Genomic DNA, 23,586 nt, shown 5'->3' on the forward strand with positions numbered 1-23,586 from the left:
TTCTTCTCCTGGATTCCTGCTACTTATTTCCCGCTCGCCTGGCGGATCCGTTGCCACAACACCTGACTGCCCCGTCTTTCCGCCACCGCCGAAATCAGCAGGTAACTGAGTGCCGCACCGAGCGCCACCAGCACCCAGTTCTGCCCCAGCTCAGTGACCAGGAGATGGGCGGGCACCGCAACCGCACTCACCACCAGCACCTGCCGCAGCAGCAGCCCCCAGGGCGCGACCCGGGGGATCTGCAGGCTGAACTGCAGCAGCAGCAACATCGCCAGCAGCATCACCACCTGGGTGAACAGGGTGGCCAGGGCAGCACCGTTGATCGACAGCAGCGGAATGAGCACAAAGTTCAACCCGATATTCAACCCCAGGCCGAAAAGCGCGATCAGCGGAAAGATCCTCAGCTTGCGTGCCGCCACCAGGGCTGCGATCACGATGAAGGTGAAACCATTCAGTGCGGAACCGGTGACCATCAGGGAGGCCGCATAAGCCGAACCGATGAACTCCTGTCCGTAGAGCAGCACGATCACTGTTTTACCTGCCGACCAGAACAGCACCGTGGCCAGGCCACCCAGCAGGATCGCCACCGCCAGGGGCTGATATACCCGGGTGCGGAACTGCTCCGGATGATCCGGCCAGGCCTTGACCAGCACCGTGGTGAAAGGCACCGCCAGAGCACCCACCACCAGTGCCAGCAGATCCGAGAATTTATAGCCGATGGCATATAACCCGACCGCCTCATAGGTGTCCAGGCGCTGCAACATCAGCATGTCGATCCGCTCCAGGGCGGTCAACAGCGCAAAACCGATGGAGATCGGCAGAGCCTCCCGCAGCATCTCACCCCAGTAGGCGAAGGGCTGCCGGAAGGAGGGCCGGAACTCCTTGGGGTAGAGCCACGGGATACCCGCTCCCCTACCCAGGAAAATCACCACCTCCCGGGCGATCGCCGGCAGCAGGAAAGCCAGCAGCACCGGTTGAAAATGCGCCACCAACACAATCAGCAGGAACTGCACCACCTGACCGGCAATATCCCAGAAAGCGGTGTAGGTCAGGCGGAGTTTGCTCTGGTAGAGCACGAAGAAGGCATTGGCCGGGGTTGCCAGCATCACCGTGGTGCCAGCCAGAGCCGCAGCCGTGACCACCAAGGGGGAAAGACCCGTGAAGTAGGCATAACCCACCGCCAGCAGATAACCGAGCAGGCCCAACATAATGCGCAGCACAATGAAGGAACCCGCCAGCTTCGACACTTCCTCCGCTTTCCCGGAGTTCAACCGGGCCAGAACCACCCTGCCCACCCCGAGATCGGTGACCACCTCAAGGATGCCGAGCAGTGCGAAGACAAAGGAATAACGACCCCAGTCATCACCACTCAAGGTGCGCGCGATGATCACGCTGCCGGCCCATCCCAGCACCGCCGTACCCAGCCGGCCAATGATCATGGCGGTGGAACTGTTGAAAAGCTGCCGGTTCTCACTACGGTTCTGATTCTCCGCCACGGCGGATACAGCTGCCGAACTCTCAACTTCAGGGCTTGACACCCGTTCCTGACGATCGACGGTGGCCATTAGCGTCGCTTCCCGAGGAGGTTGCTCAACCTGGGTCGGAACTGAGCCAACTGCCCATGGACTTTCTCACTGACACCCCGGATGAGGCGGGCCGCCGGTAGCTGCCAGGATTTACACCGGGGGACAGCGAATACGGTGCCCACCGCATAATCGCAGTTCTCCCACTCTTCCTTATAGGCATTTCTGCCCAACATCATGTCCACATGGGTGATGCCTTCCGCATCATGAATATCAACGAGGTGCTCGATGAGCTGATGACCGGGTCGCAGGGCAGCGAACTCCGGGTCGAAACGGGTGAACCACCCCTCCGCCAGATTTCCGCTCTGCAATTGCAACGCACAACCGGCCATCACCTTGTCCAACAGCACAGCCACGGCGAATAAATTTCCCTGCTCCGCTTCCCAGGTGAGGAAACGGCGGGAAAATTCCAGGTGTTCCGGACCCAGCAGATTAAGCCGCCTGACTCTGTCCTGCTCGGTGGCGGCCTCGCTGAGGCGAACCATCTCAGCCCAGTGCCGGTCCAGTTCTGCCACACTGCGGATCACCACGAACTCCAGTGGCCCGAATTTCTGCTCGGCCCTGGTGCGTGCCCGACGCAGGTGGGAGAGAGTTTTGGCACTGCGTAGATCCCGGGCACGGGTCCCGGCGGGAAGTTTCATGCCCAGACAGTGGTCATCCTGCCGGTAGTGGACCTGCCAGCCCGCATCGGCGCGCAACTCCGCCAGCAGCGGAGACCCCACCGGAACATGGGTCAGTTCCAGCACCAACCTGGCTTCTCTCAACTGCGACATCAGGGCCTTCAACGCCTCGGCATCTGCGGCCAGCGCCTCACCGATGGTCCCCAGGCCATGCCCGAGCAGACGGTGGACGGTGATCCCCAGCCGACGACGACTATGCAGCGGCAACAGCGCCACCAGGCGGCCATCACGGTGCAGGGTCGCCAAGGCGAGCTCCCCCTTCCCCAGGGTTTCAAACCAGGTCCAGGCATAGGAGGGGCGGGAGGAAAAACGGGTGCCGCGCCGGGCTGCCAGTTCCTCCCACTCCATCCGCAGTCGGGGGCTCAGGGTGCCGTGCAGGGTGAACCGTTCCCCGAGAACCGAGGTCTCTGCCTCCGAGGTTTCTCCCCGGGCTCTGCGGTCAATGGTGTCCATCAGCGTAACTTTCCGGTCAGAGTAGCGAGTTTGGGCTGGATCTCACGGTATTGCTGGTGTGCACCGGCGCTGGCGAAACGGATGCCACGGGCCAGCGGCAGCTGCCAGGAATGTTCTCTCGGGGAGGCACAGACAGTACCCACCTCATAGGTGGCGTTCTGCCAGTCCATCTTGTAGCTGCTGGTGCCGATCATCTGGTCAGACTCATAGACACCCAGTTCATCATGGTTATCCGCCAGGAACTCAAGCAGCTGATGGCCCGGCGCGAGTTTGGCGAAGGCCGGATCATAACGGATGTACCAGGCCTCCTCCCGCTGGCCGGTGCGTAACTGCACCTCCACCGCCACCAGTTTCCTGTCCACCCGCAACAGGAGCAGGAGCAGATTCCCGCTCTCTGCCTCCTCCCCTAGGAAACGGCGGCCGAACTCACTGTATTCTCCGGCCAGGAGGTTAAGTTTGTTCTCCTCATCGGCTTCGCGGGCAGCCTTGGTGACCGCGATGATCTCCGGCCAGCAGGCAGCCAACCCAGCCGGAGTGCGGATCACCCCGAATTCCACCGGGCCATGATCCCGGGAGATGGCGTCCCGGGAGACACGCAGGCGCTTCAGGGTCTTTTTGCTGCGAAGATCCTGGGCGGTACTACCCTCCGGCAGCATCATCACCGGGCAGGTCTCATCCCGCTGGTAGTCCACCATCCATCCGTCCCCGACGAGTAGTTCCGCCAGCAGTGGAGAGTCCTCCGGCACATGGGTCAGCTCAAGTAACACACCTTGCTGCCGTAACCCGGCCACCAAATCCTTCAACGCCTCGGCATCTGCGGCCAGCGCCTCACCGATGGTCCCCAGGCCATGCCCGAGCAGACGGTGGACGGTGATCCCCAGCCGACGACGACTATGCAGCGGCAACAGCGCCACCAGGCGGCCATCACGGTGCAGGGTCGCCAAGGCGAGCTCCCCCTTCCCCAGGGTTTCAAACCAGGTCCAGGCATAGGCGGGGCGGGAGGAAAAACGGGTGCCGCGCCGGGCTGCCAGTTCCTCCCACTCCATCCGCAGTCGGGGGCTCAGGGTGCCGTGGATTTCGAAGTGTTTCGCCACCTTGCTGGGGTTCGCATTCCCGGTCATTGCGGCAGTTTCAGGGGATGCCTCCTGCTGCGCGGCGTCGATAAGCGCCTGCACGATGACCTCGGTGGAATCGCTGAGGTTATAGCGTTCCCGGGCCCGCTCATGGCCAGCCCTGCCGAGTCGGGTGCGCAGCTGCGGATCATCGATCAGTCGGTGGAGGGCGGCGGCGACGGGTTCCCGTTGGTGGCAGTCCACCAGATACCCGGTCTCACCTTCCAGGACCATCTCCGGGATCGCCCCATTGGGGTGGGCAATCACCGGCAGGCCGGCGGCCATGGCCTCCAGGATGACATTGGGGGCCTGGTCGATGGTGGAGGGAAAGCACATGAGGTCCGCCTCCGCCAGAATCTCCCAGAGCCGCCCCTCCCCCGGCTTGAGGTCATTGATCACCCGCAGTCCCGGTTCCGCGGGTAGTTCCTCCAGGGTCACCAGGGTCAGATCAGCTTTCTCCCGGAGTTCCTCCCGCCAGATCTCCAACAACAGATTGCCGCCCTTGCGTTCCAGGCTGGTGCCCAGGAAAACGATGGTGGGGCGCCCGGCCTCGTCCCGGGTCGGCAGGGGTTGGGTGAAGTAGGGCGAATGGATGCCCAGCTCCAGGTGTTCCACCCTGCCCGGCGGCATCAGGTAGTCCTCGGAGTGGAGGGAATCAACCACCTTACGGGTGTTGGCGAAAACCTTTGCCGCGGATTTGAGCACGGGGCGCTCGAAGATGGGGTTCAGCTTGCTCAGGGCCGCGGTGAAACGGGTCGGGGTGCGGTAGGGGATGCTGAAGACGTTGAGACGGCCGGTGCTGTCGGTCGTGATCACCGTAGGTATCTGACGCAGCAGGCGGGCCCCACCGAGCATGGTGTTCTGGGTGTAGAGGTGGACAGCGTCAATGCCACCCTCAGCCAGGCGTCGTCTGACGCGGCGGCGCATATTCCAGGAATGCACCAGCTGGCCACGCAGGGGTTGCAGATCCAGGTCCCAGCTGGCCAGCAGGGGAACCGGCGCGCGCAGCAGGCGACCGATCAAACCGGGATCCTGACCGTCGATGAATTCCACCTCGACATCATCGCGCCCCGCGAAGATCCGCCTGAAGGAGGCGTGGACGGTGCGGTGGCCACCGATATTTTCGTTGATGAAAAGGAAACGGGGTGGGCTGGGGCTGAGGCTCATGGGCCGAAACCTTTCCGGAGGGGAAGAAGCTCAAAGGAGACGGTCCCCCGGCGATCAGTGGGGTGAACCGCTGATCCAGGATTCATTCGTATGTGACCATCAACACTATTGAACACAATATAGCCTTAAAATTATATAAAAACACCACTTAAAGCACCCCTTATTGCAGCCCCAAAATTCAGGGGCACTGAATTGGTGGTATTGAGATTCAATTCGTTTTAACTGCATAAATGCTGAAATTTTGGCCAAATATCAATCCCCTCAACCCCACGAGCAGGAGCAAAGGAAATTCTTAGTTTTAGGGTGAAGAGTTAATTCCCCCCAGACCTGGGCCACGACCAATCCTGAGAAAATTCCTCCCCCAGGAGAAATGGAAGTTCAGACTCCGTTTAAAGCTGCTCCCCGGCTGGAATTCCGCAACCTGCCGGCGCCCTCCCGGATAAGGTCATAACCCCCGTTGATTCCCTGCAGCAGACCCAGGGCTCCCCGCAGATGGGCCGGGACGGCGATCAGGGTGCCCACCTCATAACCAGAGGTGGCCCACTCCCCCTTATAGGCATTACGCCCGATCATCGTGTCGAAGGTGTCGATCCCGAGTTCCTCATGATGATCACAGAGATACTCGATGATCTGGTGCCCGGGTTTGAGGGCGGAGAAATCCGGGTCATAGCGGGTGAACCAGAGTTCCGCCTTTCCCGCCGTACACAACAGCACCTGGAAACCTACCCACCGCCCGCCCACCTGAATCCCGAGGACGCAGAGATTCCCGGACGCGGCCTCCCCGTTCAGGAAATACCGGGCAAAGGCCGCATATTCCCCATCGAAGAGATTACTGCGCTCATCTGGATCAGCGGCCCGGGCCACCTGCGCCACCCGGGCCAGTTCCGACCAGCTCCCCTGGAACTCCGCCGGGGTCTGCAGCACCTGGAACCCCACTGCCCCATGTTCCTTCTCCACCCTGGCCCGGGCGCGACGCAACTGCCCCAGGGTCTTGGTGCTGCGCAACGTGGCAGCCCGGGTCCCGGCGGGAAGATCAATCACCGGGCAGTACTCATCGAGGTGGAAATTACTGTGCCAGCCGGGATCCTCCTGCACCGCGGCAAATAGTGGGGAGTCCTCACACAGGTGGGTCAGTTCGAGCAGCATGCCCCGCCGCCGCAGACCTGCCAGGAGGGTCTTCGCATCCCCCGGGGAGTGGAACAACCCCTCCCCGACCGTGCCTAGGCCGTGACCTAACCAACGGTGAACCGTCAACCCCATGCGGCGACGGCGGTGCAGCGGTAGCAGTCCCACGAGCTGACCCCCGCGATGCAGGGTGGCCACCGACATTTGTCCCTTCCCCAACTCCCGGAACCAACTCAGGGCATAGGAGGGGCGCGCCCCGAAACCCCGGGAAGTAGCAGCTGCCAGCTCTCCCCACTCCCACTCCAACCGGCAGTCCACCTGCGTGTGGATTCGCAGCACCACCGGGGGTGGGGTGGTGGCATTCCAGGGACTCTGGACTGAGTTAGAACGGCAGGAAAGAAGGCGCATCGGAATGGCCTTTCCAGGAGGGAGATCTCGAGCTGGGATGCCCAGGGCCGACCGGGATCAGGAATCAGACCGGCCGGATATCTGGGACAGAATCCAGAAGACTCAGGTGGGGTGATAAACAAATCCCATTATCACCCGGGCAGGGAAAGAGCCCACAGACCCCAAAAGTTGGGGCACCCTAAGCGGCTGACCTGCAACTTTATTATTCCGGGCTGAGGTGGAGCAGCATCCCGCACCTATTGCCCAAGGGGAGAAAGCCGCAGCTCAGCGGAGATGAGGACATGATATTCAGACATCCCACTCAGGGGCAGGCGCGCGGTGGAACAACCCTGAAACAAACCGGAACAACCCCGGAAACAAGGGTGGAACAACTAGGGCGGGCAGTAAAAAACCACGGGGAATTCCTGCTCAGAAAGGAATTTCCCGTGGGATCCGGCGTTTCCCGGAGATTCTCCCCACCACCCTGAGGTAGCTAGAGAGGGGAGATGGCGTGTTTCTTCGGCAGGTCTTCCTCCCGCTTGGTCTCCAGCTGTCGCAGCGCACGACGCAAGGCCAGGCGGGTCTCCCGGGGCTGGATCATCGCATCGATGAAGCCCCGTTCCGCCGCCACATAGGGGCTGGTCATGTTCTCATCATAGAAGTCCATGAAGACCTTCTTCAGGTACGCGCGTTGCTCCGGCGGGGCGGCGTCCAGCTGCTTGCCCTGGATCATCACCACGGCAGCGGCGGAACCCATCACGGCGATCTGGGCGGTGGGCCAGGCCAGGTTGATGTCACCGGAGAGGTTCTTCGAGCCCATCACCGCATAAGCACCGCCGTAGGCCTTACGCACGATCAGCGTCACCTTCGGCACGGTGGCCTCCACCACGGCGAAAGCCAGCTTGGCGCCACGGTGGATCAGGCCGGAACGCTCCTGCTCCACACCCGGCAGATAGCCCGGGGTGTCCACGACGAAGACGATGGGGATGTTGTAGGCATCGCAGGTGCGGATGAAACGCGCCCCCTTGTCGGCGGCGTCGGCATCGATGCAGCCCGCGAACTGCAGGGGCTGGTTGGCCACGAAGCCCACCGCCTTGCCGTCGATGCGGCCGAAGGCGGTGATCAGGTTCGGGCCATAGTTCGGCTGGATCTCCACCAGGTTCTCATCATCACCGACCCGGGCCAGCAGATCCATCATGTCGTAACCGGCATTGGTGTCATCCGGCATGAAGGTGTCCAGATCCACGTCTTCAGCCACCTCCTCATCGGTGGGGGCCGCAAAGACCGGCGCCTCATCCCAGCAGGTGGACGGGAGGTGCTCCAGCAGCTCGTGGACGTAGTCGAAGGCCTCATTCTCATCGGCCAGGACGGCGGTGATATTGCCGTTGAGTTCCTGCTGCCGGGCGCCACCGAGTTCCGCGGAGGTGACCTCCTCGCCGGTGACCTCCTTGATCACATTCGGTCCGGTCACATACATCTCGGTCTCGCCGTCCACGGCGATGACGAAGTCGGTGGTCACCGGGGCGTAGACCGCACCTCCGGCGGACTTGCCCAGCATGATGGAGATCTGGGGGGAACGGCCCGACAGGGGCATCTGGCGTCGCGCGATCTCGGAGTACATGGCCAGGGAGGTCACCGCATCCTGGATGCGGGCGCCACCGGAATCCTGGATGCCGATGACGGGGCAACCGATGCGGATGGCCATGTCCATGACCTCGGAGACCTTGCGTCCGAAGGTGACGCCCACGGAACCGCCGTAGACGGTCTTGTCATGGGCGTAGACGGCGACGGGGCGGCCGTCGATCCGGCCGTAGCCGGTGACCACACCATCGCTGTAGAGGGCCTCCGGGTCGCCCGGGGTCTTGGCCAGGGCGCCGACCTCCATGAAGGTGCCTTCGTCGAGGAGGCGGTTGATGCGCTGTCTCGGAGTGGAGCGGCCAGCCTCATCGCGGCGGGCACGTGCCCGTTCACTACCCGGGTCCTGGGCCTTCTCCAGGCGGGCGCGCAGGTCCGCGAGCTTCTCCGCGGTCGTGCTGGCTGTCACTTCTACTCCATCTCCATTCTGTGCATTCTCGTTCCCCTGTCCTGCACCGTCCCCCCCCAGGCTCAAGAGCCAGCGGGGGTCCCGGCGCGGAGGGCGGGGACCGCCTCCTAGAACTCGTTGATCCGGCGTGCCAGGTGAGCACCCACCGTACCGATGGCGGGTTCATCCACGATGGCCAGGTGATCACCGGGGAGCTGAATGATGTCCAGTTCATCGACAATAGTCGACCAACCGCCGTCCGGGTCAATCTCGGCGTAGTTCGGCTCCAGCTCAATGGCACCCGCGTGCATCCCCTCCGCGCGGAAGAGCAGCACCGGGACCTTCACCTGCGCCCAGCGGGCGAAGTCGACGGTGTCCAGGATGCGGTTGTCCACGAAGCTGGCGCGCTGGTGTTCCAGCACACCGGCCGAAATGCCGTGGGCGGCGGCATCCGTGCTGCCCAGGAACTGCTCCAGCATGGCCAGCAGGGCTTCCTCACCGGCGGTTTCCAGCAGCTCATAGGGGACGTCGAACTCCAGGCCGTAGGTCTTGGCCGCGAATGCGGAGTAACGCTCCCAACGCTTCTTGGTTTCCTCGATGGTGTCCGGGATCGGGTTCGCCGGCTGGACGGTGTCCAGCAGCGCGATCAGGGCGACCTCGACATCCGTCCCACGCAGCTGCTCGGCCACCTCATAGGCCAGGGCACCACCGAAGCTCCAGCCGCCGAGCACCACCGGCTGACCGGCGGAGTAGGTGCTGATCTCCTCGAGGTACTGGGCGGCCCTTTCCTCCAGACCGCCCTCCAGACGTTCCACACCATAGACCGGGATCTCGGCGGGCAGGCGACGCATCAGCGGCTGGTAGACCACGGAGGAGCCACCGGCCGGGTGGAAGAGGAAGACCGAGGGGGCGGTGGAACCTTCGGGGCGGGCCCGCAGCACGCGGATATTGCCCTCCACCTCCGTTTCCAAACCCTCACGGACCAGGTCAGCCAGGGGTTCCAGGGTTTCCGCGGCCAGCACCTGTTCGGTACTGATCGTCAGGCCGGCGCGCTCACTGAGGCGCTCCGCGATCTCGGTGGCGGTGGCCTCGTCGATCTTGGGCAGCGGGCTGGTCACGCCTGCGGTGGCCTTGCCGGTGATACCTGCCCAGGTGCCGAAGACGGCACGCTCGGAGGCATCACGCGGGGCCACCCCCACGCCGGCAGATTCCGCGGCCTCCACCGGGGCGACACCTTCACCGGCGGTGGGCGGCAGGGAGGCGTCCACCTCAGAAGGAACCTGCGGGGCCTCGACCGGTGCTTCGGTGGCAACCGCGGTGCGGCCCCCGACCTGGGCCTCAACCATGGTGACCACATCGGCCACCGAGGCGTCGCGAAGCGCCTGGACCTGCAGGGGCGGGATCTGGAAGTCATTTTCAATGCGGTTCTTGATGCGCATGCCCATCAGGGAGTCCAGGCCGAGGTCGATCAGGGGCAGCTCGCGCGGCAGATCATCGACGTCATAGCCCATGGACTCGGACACGATGGCCTTCATGCGGTCCTCCACCGACTCACCCGAGGCCGGATCCCAGCGCACCGCCTCAACGGTGAGGTCGCTGTATTCCTCTGCGGTGGTGGGGGTGGCAGAAGGTGCCACGGACTGCACACCCAGGTTCGGGGTGGGCCCACCCAGGTCGATGTTGGAGCCGACGGCGAAGCCCTCCGCCACCAGGGTGGTCTGCTCATCGACGACGTGATAGACGGCGATGGAGGCGCCACCCAGGTTGCGGGTGACCACGGTGGTCAGGTCACCATTGGGCGGCAGGGTGCCGTGCTCCTCGGAGGCCACCAGCTGGGAGCCGGGCAGGGCTTCCGCGGCGGCGGCCTCCAGCACGGCGAGTGCGGAGGGTGCCAGCTCGGCGGAGGCGGCGAAGGCCACCGCACCACCGGGGAGGGTGACCCTGATGCCGGGCAGGCGGGTCGCCCCACCGGAAGAGGGGCGGGCGTTGGTCCAATAACGCTGGTGCTTCCAGCGGACGTTCGGGGCATCGATACGCTTCCCGTCGCCATAGAGCAGGCCGAAGTCAACGGGGGCACCGGCGACGTAGAGCTTGGCCAGCAGCTCGCGGATGGAGTCCGCGGCATCGACCTTGCGCTTGAGCACGTAGAGCAGCTGGGCGTCGGCGCGGCCCACTGAGAAGGCGGTGTTCATCATGCCCATGATCGCGACCGGGTTCGGGGCGATCTCGACGAGGATATTGTGGCCGGCGGCGAAAACCTGCTCGGTGGCCGCCTGGAACTGAACGGCCTGGCGGGTGCAGCGCAGCCAGTACTCGGAGTCGTGGACCACGGCACCCGGCTGGTAGACGGTGCCCTCATCCACGGAGGAGAAGAGCGGGATCTCGATCGGCTGCGGCTCAATGCCGGCGGTCTCGAAGGCGAGCTCTCCGAGCAGGGGCTCCACCGCGGAGGTGTGGCCCGCGCCCTTGACGTTGAGCAGGCGGGCGAACTTGCCCTCCTCCTCGAGGCGGGCGACCAAGGTCTTGACGGCCGGTAGGGGGCCACCGACGGTGGTCATGCCTGGGCCCGCATAGACCGCGGGCTCGATGCCGGCGAGTTCCGCGACAGTTTCGGTCAGCTCGGTGAGCTGTTCGGTGGAGAGCTCCACCACCGCCATGGCACCCAGCTGATCCTCGGGCAGGGACTTCTCGCCCTCCCCCATCAGGCGGGCACGGTGGCAGGCGATCTGCATGGCGTCCTTGGCGGAGAGCCCACCGGCGGCGTAGGCGGCGGCGATCTCACCCATGGACATGCCCATCACGGCGGCCGGCTTCGCGCCATAGGCGGCGAGCAGGTCGGTCAGCGCGATCTGAATGGCGGTGATGGCCACCTGGGCGGTCTCGGTGTCATAGGTCTGCTCATCATCATTGATGATGTCCATGATGGACCAGCCGGACTCGAAGTCCACCCGCTCATCCAGCTCCAGCAGGCGGGCGGCGAAGAGCGGCGAAAGAACGATCAGGTCCTTGGCCATCTTGCGGTGCTGGGAACCGAAACCGGAGTAGACGAAGACGGGGCCGGCCTGATCCGGGGAGTCCGCGGCGGCGATGCCGACACTGACCTTGCCCTCCGCGACCTGGCGCAGGCGCTTCACGGCCTCCTCGGTATTGCCGGCCTGGATGACCGCGCGGGAACGGCCGTGGTTGCGGCCGGCCAGGGAGCGGGCGAGCGGCACCAGATCCTGGTCCTCGCGCCCCTCCAGGAAGTCGGCGAGCACGGCGGCCGCTTCACGACGTCGCGAAGGCAGCAGACCGGAGACCGGCAGAGCCACCGCGTTGGGGTTCTCCTCATCATGCAGCTGGGAGCCGCGGCCACGGGCGGTGGACTCATAGTCCTCGGCCGCGAACTCGGCGAGCACCACATGGGCGTTGGTGCCACCGAAACCGAAGCCGGAGACACCCGCGACCTTGCGGCCGGAGTAGGCCGGCCACTCCCGGGGGTCCTCCACGACCTCCAGGCGCTCCGCATCGAAGTCGATGTAGCGGTTGGGGTCGGAGTAGTGCAGGGAGGGCGGGATGGTCCCCTTGGTCATGCCGAGGACGACTTTGATCAGGCCGGCCGCACCAGCGGCGGACTCGGTGTGACCGAAGTTGGTCTTGGCGGAGCCCAGCAGGGTGGGGCTGGCCAGGGTGCGGTCCCGGCCCAGCACCGCACCCAGTGCGGTGGCCTCGATCGGGTCACCCAGGATGGTGCCGGTGCCATGGGCCTCGACATAGTCCACCGTGGCCGGGTCCACACCGGCGTCCACGTAGGCGCGCTCCAGGACATCTACCTGGGCATCCGGGTTCGGGGCGGTCAGGCCGTTGGAGCGTCCATCGGAGTTCACGGCGGAGCCCTTGATCACGGCGAGAACCTCATCGCCGTCGGCCAGGGCATCCTCAACACGCTTGAGCACCAGGACACCGGCACCATCGGAACGCACGAAACCATCGGCGTCATCGGAGAAGGCGTGGATCTTGCCGGTGGGGCTGAACACACCCAGCTCACCGAAACCGGTGGAGACGAAGGGGGAGGCGAGGATGTTCACGCCACCGGAGACCGCCAGATCAGCATCACCGGAGCGCAGCGCGCGGACCGCCTGGTGGACCGCCACCAGGGAGGAGGAACAGGCGGTGTCCACGCTGACGGAGGGACCCCGGAAATCGAAGGCGTAGGAGACCCGGTTTGGGATGATGGCGCTGGAGGTGCCGGTCAGCGCATAGGGGTGCGCCTCCTCGGGGTCCGCGGCGATCATCATGCCGTAGTCATTGTTGGAGGAGCCGAAGAAGACACCCACCGACTCACCGCGCAGCTGGTTCGCCGGAAGGTGGGCGTTCTCCAGGGCCTCCCAGGTCAGCTCGAGCATGATCCGCTGCTGCGGGTCCATGTTCGCCGCCTCCAGCGGGGAAAGGCCGAAGAACTCGGTGTCGAAGCTGGCGATGTCCTTGAGGTAGCCACCGGTGGTTTTGGTGTCCTCGATCTTCCGGCTCATCACCGGGTCACCGGCGTATTCGCTCCAACGGCCGATGGGCAGCTCACCCAGACCATCACGGCCCTCAACCAGCAGCTGCCACATCTCCTCCAGGTTTCCCGCCCCCGGGAAACGGGCGGACATACCGACGATGGCGATGTCATGGGTGCCCGGACCCTGGGTGGCGCCGCCGCCGAGGCGACGTTGGGAGGAGTTGGCGGCGGTGGCGCGGGTGGCGCGGTCCTCCCCCTCGATCAGGCGCTTGGCCAGCGCATTGATGGTCGGGTACTCATAGGCGATGGTTGCCTCGAGGTCCACGTCCAGCAGGTTCTCCAGTTCGCCGGAGAGGACGACAGCATCGCGGGAGGAGAGCCCGAAGTTCTCCATCGGCTTATCATCGGTGATCTCCTCCGCCGGCAGACCGGTGGTGGCGATAACCCAGTCACGCAGCCAGGCGCGGAGCTTTTCCACGGTCATGGGCGCCGGGGACGCGGGAGACTGGCTCTGATCCATACGGAGGCCTCATCCTTTGACATATTCTCGAGGTGTGCAGCAAAGATACTTCCTAACCTAGGTATATCTCCGCCGCACACCGATTCGTTTCACCACGCCCACCGAGGGGGTGCCCCCGGGGACGCTCTGCCACCGCTGTGCCCTGTGACACAGTGTGGCATTAATTCACATTCCCCTCAATTGTGCCCTGTTTCCTCACGCTCCCCTAAATCGTGGCGCCCACCACCGAACCTGAGGGGAGGGCCGAAGGGTGAAAGAGGGTATTCCAGCACAAAAGCCTCCGGGGCCGCCGAAACGGAACCAGAGGCTGTCGTGGCTTGTTCTCCCCTACTGCTGCTCAGCCACGTAGGCCTTGTGAGCCACGCGGCGGGCGATCTTGCCGGAGGAGCTGCGGGCGATCTCACCCGGAGCCACGATGCGGATCTCAGCCGGCACCAGACCATGGTTGCCGGAGACCGCGCTGCGGATCGCCTCGACGGCGGCGTCATCACCGGACTCATCCCGGGTGTTGTCCCGCTCGGCGATGATGATCAGCTTCTCCACGTCATCACCGGGGACGGCGAAGGCGGCGACGGAATCCGGGCGGATGTGCTCCGAGGCCTGCTGGACCGTGTACTCCACATCCTGCGGGTAGTGGTTACGGCCCGCGATGACGATGAGGTCCTTCAGACGGCCGGTGATGTAGAGCTCGCCGTCCAGGATGACACCCAGGTCACCGGTGGCCATCCAGCCGTCGTTCGGGGCATCCGCCACGCGGGACCCCTCAGCCAGCCGCTCACCCAGGGTGTTGCGGAAGGTGGCTTCGGTGTCCTCGGGGCGCTCCAGGTAGCCGGCGGCCATGTTCTGGCCGTGGGCCCAGATCTCACCGACGAGGCTGTCAGCGACCTCGGCGCGGGTCTCCGGATCCACCAGGGTCAGGAACTGGGGCTGCACGACCTGGCCGTTGGAGGCGAAGACCACCGCCTTGTCATTGTCAGCCTCGATGACCTCGGCCCGGCCCTCAGCCAGGGCATCGCGGTCGAAGTTGGCGAAGAGCGGACGGTTCGGGGTCTGCGGGGTGGTCACCAGCAGGGAGGCCTCGGCCAGACCGTAGGAGGGGCGCAGCACATCACGCTTGAGACCATAGGGCTCGAAGGCCTCGGCGAAGGACTCCACGGAGGTCCGGGTGACAGGCTCGGAGCCGATGATGATGCCGTCGATGGCGGAGAGGTCCAGCTCCTGGCCCTCAGTCGGCTTGCCATAACGAACGGCCAGCTCGAGCGCGAAGTTCGGCACCACGGTGTAGAGGTTCTTGTCCGACTCGCGGCGGTTGAGCTGGGTGACCCAGCGGGAGGGCTGCTGGATGAAGTCACGGGGGCTCATGATCTCGTTCTTCAGGCCCAGGATGGTGACGAAGGCAGCGAGGATGATGCCCATGTCGTGGTGCAGCGGCAGCCAGGACACCAGGCGCAGCGGCATCTTCAGTTTGGCTGCGGTGAAGATCTGCAGCACGTTGGTGAGGATGGAACGGTTGGTGAGGATCACCCCGGCCGGGTTACGGGTGGAACCGGAGGTGTACTGCAGGAAGGCGGGCATGTCGATGGGCATGACCTGGGAGGAGGCCATCATCTGCTGGCCAGCCAGGGTGGTCAGCGGGTTCTCGTAGGAGGCTGCCAGGGTGTCCGGCAGGGAATCCACGGAGATGATGCGGGGACGCTCCCGGGAGGGGGTCTCCGCGAAGTGCTCACGCACCGCGGCAGCGGAGTTGGAGTTGGTCAGTACGAACTTCGGCGCACAGTCACCGATGACGGCGTTGAGGTGATCGGTGTGGCCGGGCTCCGTCGGATCATAGAGCGGGACCGGGGTCATGCCGGCGTAGAGGGAGCCGAGGAAGGCGAAGATGTACTCCGGGCTGTTATTGGCCAGGATGGCTACGCGGTCCCCGATGCGCCCCACCTGCTGCAGTCGTGCGGCGGTCGCCTTGATGCGGGTGTTGACCTCGGTGCGGGTGTACTCCACGGCCTCACCCTCGCGGGAACCGGAGAAATCCCAGAATCGCAGTACCTTGCGGTCTCCACCGCCCTGGGCGAAGTCCGCCTGGTACATCAGCTCTGCCAGACCCGAGAGGGTCAGCTGCGGAGCAAGAGCAATCTCGCCCTTGTCATTGAAAAACTGGCCCATAGCTGCTTGCAGATCCATGATTCTCCTCAATCCTCACGTGGGTGTCCACCACGTCATCCTCATATGATAACGATTTGTTACTTTTGACTTTGAAATATAGCAGTTCAGGTTCCCGCATCCATAGCTCATCATCAACCATAGATGCAGGACCAGAAGATGATGGTGGCTACTGCTCCACCAGCTGGGTTGCCCAGCTCACCAACCACTGGTTGGTGGTGGCGCCCGGAATGACTTCCGGATTGGTGGCGTAGGTGGCGTGGATACCGTTGGCCTCCACCAGAGCCTGGGCGCGGGCGATGGCGTTGCCGGGGTCCCGCGGTGCATCACAGATGGAGTCATTCGGGGCGCAGATATCGAAGGTCCGATCATCGAGTTCACCGAATCCCCCTTCCCGGGGGCCACGCATGGTCGCCCCGGGGACGACCGCCTGGATCAGGAAGTTCAGGGACTGCAGGGTGATCTCTGCGCCGACCCCACCGACCTGGGTGCCGGGGACCTGGCCCACACCAGGTTCCCGACGACCGTCCGCAACCAGGGCGACACCCCTGATGCGTTCGGCCGGCACCACGCCATGACCGTTACCGATCCGACTGGCGAGATCACCCGCGATCACCGCGCCCTGGGAGAAACCGGCGATGATGAAATCCGTCAAGGGGCATTCCGCATGCGTGTCAGCCAACTCGGCCTCCAGCCTCGCGAAACCCTCATTGCGGGAGTCGTCATAGGACATCTCCTGCTGGGCGTTGATATTGCGGAACTGCGCCGTATAGGGCAGCGTCCACACCTCGACATCAGCCGGGTTGAAACGCTCCTGCAGCGGCTGGGTGACACTCAGCATGAAGGACCAGGGGTTGGCGGTCGGATTATGCGGATCATCATTGGGAGCCGACTCCCAGGTGCCCGGCGCCGCGATCAGCTGCACATCCACGCAGTGATCCGGCTGCACCTGGGTCTCGGTCGGGTCCTGCCCACCCAGTGGCGGGAGGGGATCCGTGAGGCTGCCCCGCTGCCACTGCATGATGCCCACGCCGATCAGCACGAGCACCAGGATGACGGCGAGAACCGTGAAAAGTTTTTTCATTCTCTTAGCAGTACGCCGACTCCGCCGCAGACTCAATCAGCGCCGCCACTTCTTCCGCCGGCAAATCGGTTTTTCCCTGCTCAATCAGCTGGCCGGCCACCGCCGGGACGATGACATTCGGGTTCCCGGATTCCTGGGACTCGCACACCGTGTCGGCAGCTCCGATCAGCTGATCCTCCACCCCGGCGATGTCGATCTCTTTTTCGCTGAGCTGGGTGAGGTAACCCTCTTCCCCGGGGGTGCGCTGGACGGTCTGCGTCGGGATCTCCTCGATCTCCTCGGCGGGACCGTCCTGGGGCAGCGGCTCAGCCGGGGCCGGAGGTGCGGCCGAGGTGGAGCTGCGCTCCCCCCCTTCCTCCCCTTCTTCCGTTTCGGTGGAGGTCTCGCTTTCCGTTTCGGTGGTGGCGGGTTCCCGGGTCAGCGGTGCCACCGAGCTCAGCTCCGTGGCCGGATCATTTTCGACGGTCGCGTCACCACCGCAGGCGGTGAGGCCCAGGGCAGCGACACCCGCGATGAGCAGGCTGGCGTACTTCCGGGGGATGCGCACTAGTTGAGCTCCTCCACGATACGACCGTTGATCTGGCTGATCGTGCCGTTCTGGAACTCGACGATCTCACCACCGGCGGGGATGCTGGTCTGGTCCGCGGTCGGGAAACCGAATTCGCCGCGCTCCCAGCCCTTCTTGCCCCAGGCATCGAAGATGGCGCCACGCTTGATGAAGTGGGCACCGGTGCTGGCGGACCAGTAGAGGTAGCCGTTCTCGAACTCCTGGAAGGCGCTTTCCCCACGGACGAGGACCTTCTCATCGGTGATCGGGTAACCCAGGGTGGAGTTCACGGTGTCCAGCTCCTGGTACTTCTCCGCGATGAGGCCACGGACGAAGTAGTTCTCACCCTCCGGGGTGCGGACGATGTAACCGTTCTCGAACTCCTGGATCAGACCACCGTTGATCTCCCGTGCCTCGCCGACCGGGTAACGCAGATCCCCGGCCTCATAGCGCTGGGTGCCCCAGTGGTTGAAGATGTCCTTCGGGACAGCGTAGGCACCGGTCTGCGCGGTCCAGTAGATGGAGCCGTTCTCGAAGTGGACGTACTTACCTCTGCCGTCCGGGGTGCTCTGCTCGCCGCTGGTCGGGAAGCCCAGCCAGGAGCTGGGGCCACCGAGCTCGGAGTAGCGGGCGTTGATGCGGCCGAAGAGGGGCTGCGCGCCGGTCTCCGGGGACCAGTAGGCGGTACCGGCGCGGAAGTCCTGCGCCTTGCCCTCGCCCCCGGCGACATCATATTCGTCATTGACACAGCTGCCGATGACACCGGAGGCGGTGGCGTCGGCAATGGCGCCGATGGCGACGCAGTCAGCGCCCTGGTCATCCTGGGAGAGGTTCAGGGATTCAGCCATGTAGGGCCATGCCTGGGTCATCTCGTACTGCCAGTACTCCCAGGAGTGGACACCGGAGGGGCGGAAGGCGGAGATGACATTGACACCGGCGGACTCGGCGCGGTTGACGAAGGTCTGGGTGGACATGCGCGAGATGATCTCGAGACCCTTGCCGGCGTAGTTGGCCGGGCCCTTGGCCACGGAACCTTCACGTCCGTAGTCATCGTTGCCATTACCCGCGGACACGTAGACGGTGATGTCGCGCAGCGCCTCGACGCCGAGCTTCGGGTCATGGTCGATCCAGTCCTGGGAACCCGGCTGGCCCCACATCCTGGCGGAGTTGTAACCGCCGGCATCCTGCTGCGCGGCGGTGATGGCCTGCGGCATGCCGATGCTGGTGGTGTCCAGGTAGCCGGAGAAGGATCCGACGAAATCGAAGAGCTGGGGGCTGCGCTCAGCCAGGTTCACGGCGGCGGTGCCACCCATGGAGATGCCGTTGACGGCACGGTCCCCATTGGAACGGAAACCGTTCTCCAGGACCGGGATCAGTTCCCGGGTCAGGAAGCTCTCCCACTTGTAGTGCTTGCCGTTGTCCGGCTGCTGCCAGTCCGCGTAGAAGGAGGACTCGCCGCCGACCGGCATGATCACGTTGACGTTCTTGTCCGCGTAGAACTGCTCGATATTGGTCTCGATGGTCCAGCCGGATTCATCATCGCGGGCACGCAGACCGTCCAGGGCCCAGACCTCCGGGAAGTCCCGCTCCGGGCTGGAATGCCAGTCACGGGCCAGCAGCATCTGGACCTGGATCGGGGAGTCCGGCATCGCCGCGGAGTTGATGAAGATGGAGAGGTGGCGGTTGGTGTACCACTCAACGCGGTCCACGGAGACTCCTGCGGGCAGCCCCTCAATCTCCGGGTATTCGGTGTTGATCGGGGAGCGCTCCGGCGGGGTGTCACTCTGCAGGTAGTCACTGAGTCCGCTGGATCCGCCGATGGAGCTCTGGGCGGTGGCCGGGCCAGCAGCCAGACTCAGGGAGAGAGCCGCTGCGGTGGGGACGGCGGCTGCGGCGATCCAGAGGGAGCGCCGCCGGGAGAAACGGGATGCGGTGTCGCGCATGTATCTGTCCTTGCATTCGAGGTGACTATGAGCAGAGCTTGGGCGCCCAGACGGAAACCTTGAGGAACCGGCACAGCGCACTGTGTTCTGAACCTGATCACCGACTCTGGAGGTTCCCCTCCCCCAGAGTCGGCGAGCTGGGCTCCAGTTCCAGGAGCACCCAATATTTGATTGTCGTCTTCTTATCGCCACTACCGACGGTTCCGTAACATATGTGGGCATATCAGGAACCATCCGTGCAGTTCGCAATCAAGCTTAAGTTAAGGTTGAGACTTTCGAAAGTGGCGCGCCGTCCAGCGGGGGGATAGATTTCGGAGGATTCCCCGGGCCAGGGCCCATATCTCCACTTTCGAAAGAGGGAAATTCCGGCGTCCCCCACCGCCAACCGAGGAGCCGACAAGACCAGCATATTGCACATTCTGATCTCAGGTTCAGGATCTCGGACCTGGCGGCACAACTTCTTGTCATTCATCTCCCCTATTCCGGCCCCCGAAAAACCGGGGCAGAACAGGGGCGCAACGGAAGTTCCCATTTAGTCAGGGCTCAGCAGGCAATTCCTGTAATTCACCCTCTCCCCCTGGAACCCCTGCCACCGGCCAGGCAGGGAGCCGGCAGGGGCAGAGACTTGTACAGCATCCCAGGGAGAGACGCCCCCTCCCCCTGGGATGCCAAACCGGGGGGCCGCCGACACCCCGGGACTTCGGCCGGCCCCACCCATGTCCCCAGGCCACCCGCACAACAGAGCACCAATCCGGAACTCATCTCCTGCCTCACCGTCCCCCAGAGGGAATACAAAGACCATTAGAAGACGACCCCCTGGGATGCCAAAACACCCCGCCCCGGAATCATTATCCGGAACGGGGTGTCGACAGTCAGGGGTGGGCTACAGCCTCAAGCTGAACTACCAGGCGTTCATCACGTCGAGGACGCGGCCCTTGGTGGCATCAAGCTGGGAACCAAAGTTGGTCCAGTTGTGGATACCGGTGGGCGGGTAGTTCTCGGTGAAGTTCAGGCCTTCCGCACGGGCCTTCAGGGCCCAGGCGTGGGTGGAGAGGCGGGCGAGCATCTCCAGGGGCATCCCGGAAGCGGTGTACTGGATCGGATAGTTCGCGTCCTGGGGGCCGGGGATACCGGAGGCGGCGGCAATGTAGATGTCATCCATGCCGCGCAGACCACCCATGTTGAGGAAGGGGTCATTGTCGAAACGACGCGGGTTGACGATGGAACCGTACATCGCGTTCAGGTTGAAGCCACCGGCATCCAGCAGGGCCAGCCGCAGCAGGGTCTGGGCACCCGGCAGGGTGGTGGTGAGGTAACCGGAGAAAGACAGTGCCTGACGGAACTGACCGGGGTGACGGGCCGCGAGGTTCAGTGCGGAGGTGCCACCCATGGAGAGGCCGAGGATGGAGTTGTTGTTGGGGGCGACACCGAAGTGCTGCTGCAGGTAGCCCGGCAGCTCAGAGGTCAGGAAGGTCTCCCACTGGTAGTTGACCGGATCATTCAGGTCAAAGCGGGCCGGACCCTGCCAGTCAGCGTAGAAGGAGGCCGCGCCACCAACCGGCATCACCAGGGTGATGTTGGAGTTGGCGTAGGTCGCCGGGGCGGACTTGTCCACGGTCCAGGCATTGGCGTGGTTGGTGGCACGCAGACCGTCCAGCAGGTACAGGCCGGCGTTGCCGCCGCGGGCGGCGGGCTGGATCTGAACGGTGATGTTGTGACCGGTCGCCTGGGACCAGACGTCACAACGCTGCACCCACCACTGGTGGGCATCCCATTCACAGCTGCCGGTGGCATCCGGCCGCAGCCAACCACGGTTCGCGGAGGCTTCACCGGCCGACACGACCATGAGCCCCAGGGCCATCACCACAGCCACTAAAGCTGCGATGCTCTTGCGTCCCAGGGAACGCATTCCGGTCCAAGTTGTCATGACTCTCCTCGACTCAATTCACTTCTCTCGATACTGCCCGCTTCAGGGTGGCGCGGCGGACACCAAATTCACACTGTCATCTAATCGGGCGACAATCTGCGAGCGTTACATGAAAAAAGATCGAATCAATTCAAATAACTTCAACAATCAATTCTGCAAGTTGGCTCAGCAGATCGCCAGTCCGGTGACAGCCTAAACCATTCAGGCGCTTAATACTTAGTCCTTTGTTATAGGAACGTGACTATTTAGGGCCGGTTTAGAGCCCTCACCTCTGTTGATCCAGATTTAGGGAAAAAGGCCACACAACCTGAGAAGCCTCAGAAAAATCGCTGTCTTGTGTTCCCGTCAGGTAGTCCTCAGGTTCATCGCTGAACTCCAGGGAACGCGCGGTACCGAGGGAAAAGCTGAGATTGGACAGGAAACGATCCAGGTCCATCGGGGCGCGGTAGCTCTCGAAGAGTTCCACGAAATCCGGGTGCCGCAGCGCCTGCCGGGCCACCGCCGCATCCTCGGGGCGGGTCCACCCCGGCAGGGCAGCCAGTTCCGTGGCGGAATCCGCGGCCTGCCAGGCCGGGGAGAGCCACTTGTCATGGCCGATGCGGCCATCCTCGATCCGCGGCTGGCGGGCGGCCAGCGGATTCGCCAAACCGACGTTGTCAATCACCCGCACATCCAAGGGGGCGTTCATTCCGGTCATGCCCAGGTTCAGCATGGACACCGTCGGCGGCAGCAGCTGCAGATCGGAAACCTCCACCATTCGCGGAATGTGGATCCAGGAGTAGGTGTTCGGGTCGGAACCGGTGGCGATCTGCAGCAGCAGGCCGGAGTCTTCCTCCTGCGCCGCAGCCACGGTCTCGGGATAGTCCTGCATGATCGGGGCGGCCAGGAAATCAGTGGCCACCATCGGCGGGTCCCCCGGTTCCCGCTGGGTGGCCTGGGTCCAGAACTCACGTTCATCTACGATGCCCAGCTCCCCGGCGCTATCGGCGATGGGGTGTTCATATTCGCCGAGCACCGTGAAGATGGACCAGCCGCCGACGAAGAGCACCGCCACGCCAAGCCCGAGATCATGCCAGCGGGAGGCGCGCGAAAGATCGAAGACCGGGACCAGTGCCAGGGGCAGCAGGATCGCGAACAGGGGCAGCAGCAGCATGCGGCCGTGCATGAAGTCACCGCCCACCCGGATGACATAGAGGAAGTGCAGCAGGGCGCAGAGCAGGATCAGTGCCACCGCCGCGGAACGGGAACGGGCACGCAGCCGACCCTGGGGACGCTCGGCCAGCTCATCCAAGGAGGGGTAGGTGGTGGGCACGGTGGCGCGCAGCAGCACGAGAGCCCCGATCAGGAGCACCACCGCCAGGCCCAACCAGAGGGCATAGGGTTTGGTGAGGTTCTCCACATACTCCCAACCACTGCCCCAGGCGGCATCGGAGGCGGACTTGGCCACCGCGGTGTGCGGGGTGATAAGCCCGTAGTAGCCCATGCGGAAGATCTGGTAGGCGGCCGGAACCGGGAGGGCCCAGGCCAGGATCCCCAGCATCACCTTCCAGTTCCGGGCGGTGGCCAGCAGCAGGATGCCGGTGAGCCCGCCGTAGAGGGCGAGCTCGGGCCGCACCAGCCAGCTGATGCCGGACCAGAAAGCCAGGAGATAAAGCGCCCAGTCATAACCTGGCGTCCGGGCATGGCGGCCCTTGTCCTGAGCCGGCTGCGCCCAGCGGGCCAACAGCAGCCAGAGCACCGCCAGCCAGAAGAGGGACAGTCCCCACTCCAGGCCGGAGGTGGCGAAGTCACGGGCCGGGGGAAGCGCCAGGTAGACGATGCCTCCCAGCGGGACCAGGAAGAGCGCCCGGTTGCGGCGATACATCACCGCCGACCCCCACACTGAGATCACCAGCGCCGCAGTGGTCAGCAGGAGGGCAAGCCACATGGCGATCATCTCGAGGCGGGCATCGCTGAACAGGGCCACGAACCAGATGAGGTACTGCCAGAGGGTGGAGGTGTTGGCCTCCACCCTTTCCCCGGCGTTGAAGACCGGACCGTTGCCGGCCAGCAGGTTACGTACCGTGCGCAGCACGATCAACCCGTCATCGGAGATCCAGCGTCGCATCCAACCGCCCCAGAAGGCGAGAATGGCGATCACGAGGGCACTGATCAGTCCGGTGAGCGAAGTCAGTGAAATACTTCGGCGAGTCGCCTGTTTCCCCCGGGAGACCGTTGTCGTCATGGGCGTTAATGCTATCACCGGCGGGGTGCCCCCTTGTCCCGGCCCGCTGATAGTCCCGCCCCATACCCCAGGGCTGCCCCAGTGGCACTCCCCTTCCCTCACCTTGCCCGGTACATCCCACTCTCCCTGCCCGGGGAAAGCCAGAAGGTCCTCCCCCGGAAAAATCTCCGG

General features: G+C 64.2%; 12 protein-coding genes and 1 pseudogene. All 13 read right to left on the bottom strand.

Translation table 11 applies throughout. From position 1 onward, the window contains the following. Positions 1 to 23: 23 nt before the first annotated feature. Entirely contained in the window at positions 24 to 1,565 is a 1,542-nt protein-coding gene (locus COCCU_RS13025) for a flippase (RefSeq protein ID WP_231598783.1), read from the bottom strand. Then, positions 1,565 to 2,716 carry a GNAT family N-acetyltransferase gene (locus COCCU_RS13030; RefSeq protein WP_156232116.1) on the bottom strand — a complete coding sequence of 384 codons (1,152 nt, stop codon included), beginning with the start codon at positions 2,714 to 2,716 and terminating at the stop codon, positions 1,565 to 1,567. The genes COCCU_RS13025 and COCCU_RS13030 overlap by 1 nt, the downstream gene beginning before the upstream one ends. Then, positions 2,716 to 3,762: a GNAT family N-acetyltransferase gene (locus COCCU_RS14940; protein WP_407924176.1), complete on the bottom strand. Its 1,047-nt coding sequence runs from the start codon at positions 3,760 to 3,762 to the stop codon at positions 2,716 to 2,718. Before COCCU_RS14940 ends, COCCU_RS13030 begins: the two co-directional genes overlap by 1 nt. A gap of 156 nt (positions 3,763 to 3,918) precedes the next feature. Beyond that, a pseudogene (locus tag COCCU_RS14945) lies at positions 3,919 to 4,995 on the bottom strand (glycosyltransferase family 4 protein); the annotation flags it as partial. 378 nt (positions 4,996 to 5,373) lie between these two features. Further along, positions 5,374 to 6,462, bottom strand: coding sequence for a GNAT family N-acetyltransferase (locus COCCU_RS13040; protein WP_197088369.1), 1,089 nt, complete (start codon positions 6,460 to 6,462; stop codon positions 5,374 to 5,376). 538 nt (positions 6,463 to 7,000) lie between these two features. Beyond that, the gene (locus tag COCCU_RS13045; RefSeq protein ID WP_156232122.1) at positions 7,001 to 8,551 is read right to left on the bottom strand and encodes an acyl-CoA carboxylase subunit beta; all 1,551 of its coding nucleotides are present in this window, start codon (positions 8,549 to 8,551) and stop codon (positions 7,001 to 7,003) included. A 107-nt stretch (positions 8,552 to 8,658) separates the two neighbouring features. Then, positions 8,659 to 13,497 (bottom strand): polyketide synthase Pks13, encoded by a 4,839-nt coding sequence (gene pks13 / locus COCCU_RS13050; RefSeq protein ID WP_407924177.1) that lies wholly within the window; start codon positions 13,495 to 13,497, stop codon positions 8,659 to 8,661. Positions 13,498 to 13,860: 363 nt separating this feature from the next. Further along, positions 13,861 to 15,711, bottom strand: a complete 1,851-nt coding sequence (locus COCCU_RS13055) for a FadD32-like long-chain-fatty-acid--AMP ligase (protein ID WP_156232126.1) — start codon at positions 15,709 to 15,711, stop codon at positions 13,861 to 13,863. 148 nt (positions 15,712 to 15,859) lie between these two features. Then, on the bottom strand, positions 15,860 to 16,774 hold the full coding sequence (locus COCCU_RS13060; protein ID WP_156232128.1) for a cutinase family protein: 915 nt from the start codon (positions 16,772 to 16,774) through the stop codon (positions 15,860 to 15,862). 4 nt (positions 16,775 to 16,778) lie between these two features. Beyond that, positions 16,779 to 17,321, bottom strand: a complete 543-nt coding sequence (locus tag COCCU_RS13065; RefSeq protein WP_156232130.1) for a DUF732 domain-containing protein — start codon at positions 17,319 to 17,321, stop codon at positions 16,779 to 16,781. Continuing rightward, entirely contained in the window at positions 17,321 to 19,264 is a 1,944-nt protein-coding gene (locus COCCU_RS13070) for an alpha/beta hydrolase-fold protein (RefSeq protein ID WP_156232132.1), read from the bottom strand. Before COCCU_RS13070 ends, COCCU_RS13065 begins: the two co-directional genes overlap by 1 nt. Before the next feature lie 901 nt (positions 19,265 to 20,165). Beyond that, positions 20,166 to 21,191: an alpha/beta hydrolase gene (locus tag COCCU_RS13075; protein WP_231598784.1), complete on the bottom strand. Its 1,026-nt coding sequence runs from the start codon at positions 21,189 to 21,191 to the stop codon at positions 20,166 to 20,168. Positions 21,192 to 21,456: 265 nt separating this feature from the next. Continuing rightward, positions 21,457 to 23,415 (bottom strand): flagellar motor control protein ZomB, encoded by a 1,959-nt coding sequence (gene zomB / locus COCCU_RS13080; protein WP_156232134.1) that lies wholly within the window; start codon positions 23,413 to 23,415, stop codon positions 21,457 to 21,459. Positions 23,416 to 23,586: the final 171 nt, after the last annotated feature.

This window comes from Corynebacterium occultum (assembly GCF_009734425.1).
GTDB lineage: Bacteria > Actinomycetota > Actinomycetes > Mycobacteriales > Mycobacteriaceae > Corynebacterium > Corynebacterium occultum.